This window comes from Bacillus sp. CDB3 (genome assembly GCF_002081505.1).
GTDB classification, from domain to species: Bacteria; Bacillota; Bacilli; order Bacillales; family Bacillaceae_G; genus Bacillus_A; species Bacillus_A cereus_AT.
On the sequence record NZ_ALBR01000147.1, the window covers coordinates 1 to 4,225 of the forward strand.

Genomic DNA, 4,225 nt, shown 5'->3' on the forward strand with positions numbered 1-4,225 from the left:
CGTTATTTTGTAACGGACTTTTTTTAATGCGAATTTCTTACTATCGAGCAAAGCGACAACCGTTTTTCAAACGAAAAATGTAATTTTTGAGGTTAAAAAACGGTAAAGGTGCTAGGAAACTTCCTAGCAAGTCAAAAACAACGTTTTTGGGGAGTGTGATCACACTCCCATAGCTTGCCCTACCCCCATAATCCGAACATGGGCTAAAGACAGTTCGGTTAGATAGTTTATTAATTTAAGAAAGTGTTGTTTTTTTTTCAACATTTTAGAAATAAAAAAGTAACACTAATTCATGTAATCCATACGATGTAAAAAAATTAGAATTGTTTTATATTTTGTAAACATTTGTTTTTAACGCGTACTACTGTACTTATTAGTGATACAGCTATTTTTAATATTAAATGAATGTCTTGAGAAAACCTCAACAATGGTCTCATACTGAGGATAAAAACACTATCGATATCCATGGTTTTAAAAAATTAAAATCCAGAAATGAGAATTACTGAACTGAAAGGAGGTGATCCCTATGGACATCGTACAGGCGATTTTAGATTTTATTAATAAAATCCTTAATCACTTATAAATTTGATTAATCAAATTCTTCAGTTAGTGTCCTATTTATCAGAAGCAGATCTACTGTTCCCCAAATGGTTTTTGATCATTTTTTGCTTTTTGGCTAGAGTGCAGGCTCGTCGTGTGGGGGCAAAACCCCACATAGTACGTACCATATTTTTGAATAAGAACTATTTTAGAACGAATGATCTAAACGGTTTGGCTCGTATACTTGCTAGTCCAAGTCGAGAACCATTGCTTTGCTTTTTGTCTGTCGGCTTGGCGAAAAAAGCGCACGAGCCAAAAAAAGTTTTGCAAGGACTACGTCAAAAAGAAAAGGCGTTAGCCTTAAGGTGAGGATAAACGAACCGACTTTTTGATGTGGAGGGTGGAGATTTTTGAATGGTTTCTTCAAAAATACTACCCGTTCCTTGCAGAACTTTTAGTTACTTATATAGAAAGTGGGAAGGGATAAACATACCAAAGTGTAAAAAATTTGATAATAAAAGTATTCTCACTAATTGGTAATACAAACCAATTAGTGAGAATACCAATAGCATAAGGGCGAAGTATCTTGCTATTTTAATTTCGCCCTTAAACTAAGATTATGTTCGTGAATTTTATTTTTATAGAATAATAATTCCAATAAAAAAAGGTAGCATCCTCATGATAGATGCTACCTTTTTTCTCATTCTTCTAACTCAATTTCTTCTTGCAAACTACCGTTATATTGCAATTGTTCTGCTTCTGTTAACTCCACACACTCCTGATGAAACTTCAATAAATCCGAGTTCCATCTTGCTATTATTTTATAAAAATATTCGTTCTTATCTTTCGTTTTATACTCATCCAATTCATCATTTTCATACTTCAAGGCATATTCTTTAAACATCCCGCCATATACAATCAACTGACGACCTTTTAATGCGGAATAAAACACATCAAATACTTCTCGACTCACCGACATCTCATAATCCTTTGCCGAATACTTCGCGATCTCACTCACTGCATTTCCTTCTCGAATCAATTCCACTTTCTGAATATGTACTTGCGTTATCTCTAATGAATCCGTAGCTTCTTGCCACATCGAAAGCCATTCTTTTTGCTTAATATAAAGTTCTTTACGTTTAAAATAATTTTTATCTACACAAAGCAACACATGAAAATGCGGATTATAATCTCCACGCTCTTTGTTATAAGTCATTTCTAATTTTCGAATATAACCTTTGATTGATTTCTTCACTTTCGCTCTATCAAAAAGCTTCTTAAAAGCCTTATTAAATCTATCAATTTCACTTCTTACTGCATCATCTTTAATATTTGGTGTAGTCAAAGTAAGAAACAAAAACTCTTTCTTTTCTTCACATTTAATAGCTTCCATCATGGTAGCTATCTTCATCGCATCTTTACACGCTTTTCTCCAAGCACAAATCGGACAGAATCGATTTTTACAGTCATTCCCCTTTGTTCGCTTCATTTTCTCTTTATCTTTCGTAGCAATAAATTGATTAAACGTACTACAATCTTTAAACAATTCACGCCCACCTTCACTCAATTTGTTTTCAATAAATTCATAGATTTTTAGATTCTGTTTCTTCTTCAGTAAATACTTACTAGTAATTACATCTTGCTTTCTATTTATCATATTTGATATATTAGTCCCAGACATGTGTATAGTGAATCCAAATTCGCCATACAAAAGGGTGCCAAAAACCCTTTGCAAAAGACTTGCTCCTTCCGTGGAATTTTATTGTTATTAGCTGGATACTAAAAACAATAAAATTATCCGCCGGAAAAAGCAAGTTTTTTTTTGTTAAAAACCCAGTAACCACAAGATTTAAAGACATACATAGGCACCGATTTCGTCACCGAAATAGTTACCTATGTATCAAGATAGAAAATTTAGCCCAAAAAAACGGCTAAATTTTGCTCTTAAAAACGACCAAAAAAACCGGTCGAAAAACATCAAAAAACAGAGCTTTTTTAGCCCCCTTTTTTAGCTCTTTTTTCTAAACCCAAATTCCACATCCAGACCTCCCACATATTTCAAATAATTCTTCAAAGACGGAACACTAGTTAAAGCTTCTCTTATTCATTCATCCATCTCTCATATGGTTAAAAGAACAAAACACCAACAATTGCACAGCAAACACATAATACAAAAACAATAAACAACTGATTCCGAACGTAAAAAACACACCGCGATCAGTCATTTGCTATTTAAGGTATCTAACGCCCCTTTTGAGAGGTTTTGTTTATTTGTTATGTTTTTATATTAAAAGGATTTTCAAGCTTGTTATTCGAGCTTATAGGTGGCTTAAAACAAATGAGAGAGGGTTCGTCTCTCTTGAATATTTTTTCTGCAAATTTGATTGTTTTACCATTCTGTACTCATACTACCTTTCTGTGACATATCTTTTCATTGTAAAACCACCTAGCTTTACAGAATACGGGATGCAATGTGAGTAGCTTTCTGTTTCTTCCCAACAATCTATATAACTCCTTACTCAAAAGGGTTGCCCCCTACAAAATATTATCTTGTAGGGGGCAACCCTTTTTTTTTACGCTTCTCCCCATTTTTAACTCAATTTTTTCTCTTTCTCAAACTCAAATTCCACAATATAATTTCACTCTTTTCTAATCCCCCAACCCCCTTTTATCAAAAAGGGGACTCCCTCGCCGGTAGGCACCCCCAAAACGGCTGTTTTGGAAGGAACAAGAGGGTACTGGGCTTGTGGAGTGGTCAATTCCTTATGCTCACCTACGGTTCCGCTACCATTTGACCACACGAATGTACTGCCACCACTCAGGGGACAACGTAACCACCGCAAGAACTTCTCCCCTTTACCAGCTAATGGCTATATACGGTCAAAAACACAACGATCATTTTAAGGTGCCTATCGTCCTTTTTGGATGGTTTTATTCGTTTACAGTCTTTTTATATTGCAATCACTTTAAAAACTCTATACCGACCTAGCAGGCGCCTTAAAATAGGATAACAGGACAATCTTTCATATCCGCCATTCCCGCTAGAGTTATTTGTGATACAATCACCTATGTCATAACTTAATTTCCCTATGTTATGACATAGAACAAAGGGTGATAGTTCAAGTCTTTTTTTCTGAAAGTGTTCGATTGTTTTTGGTTGTGAGGGCAAACCATCAACATCTTCACAACAAGCATATAGCACGACATACAAAACACCTGATTCCAAACATGTTAAAAAAACATGTCGGAATCAGGTGTTTGTTGTTTAAACCACTTTAGGCTTGATATAAGAGGTTTTTATCTTTTTAAGTATTTTATATTATCAATCACTTAACAATTCTATAAAGAACGTATATAAGCCTTAAAACGAATGTTACTAGTAGCAAACCGTTTTCGATATTCCCGACACATCATACCCCAAAACAAATACCAACACACTACAACATACTTTACTCTTTTCTAACACGCTTCCCTACGCCTCGCTAAAAAACAAACTTTTTACTTCCGCCATGCTTGTTTTCCTCGCCAAGCCTCGTTATATCTCCTAAAATTTCGCTATTTTTTTTAAGAAGAACACCCCTGATGCTTATCCAACATTTTTATTTTTCAACTCCAAAATAACTAAAACCCTGTTACACTTCAGAAGTATGCGAGTCATACCCCCTATTAATATTAAAAAAAGTCC

1 protein-coding gene is annotated in these 4,225 nt (G+C 34.6%); it reads right to left on the reverse strand.

Annotated features, from left to right (window positions below):
• Positions 1–1,240: 1,240 nt before the first annotated feature.
• On the reverse strand, positions 1,241–2,197 hold the full coding sequence (locus tag CDB3_RS31490; RefSeq protein ID WP_128857201.1) for a protein rep: 957 nt from the start codon (positions 2,195–2,197) through the stop codon (positions 1,241–1,243).
• Positions 2,198–4,225 lie beyond the last annotated feature (2,028 nt).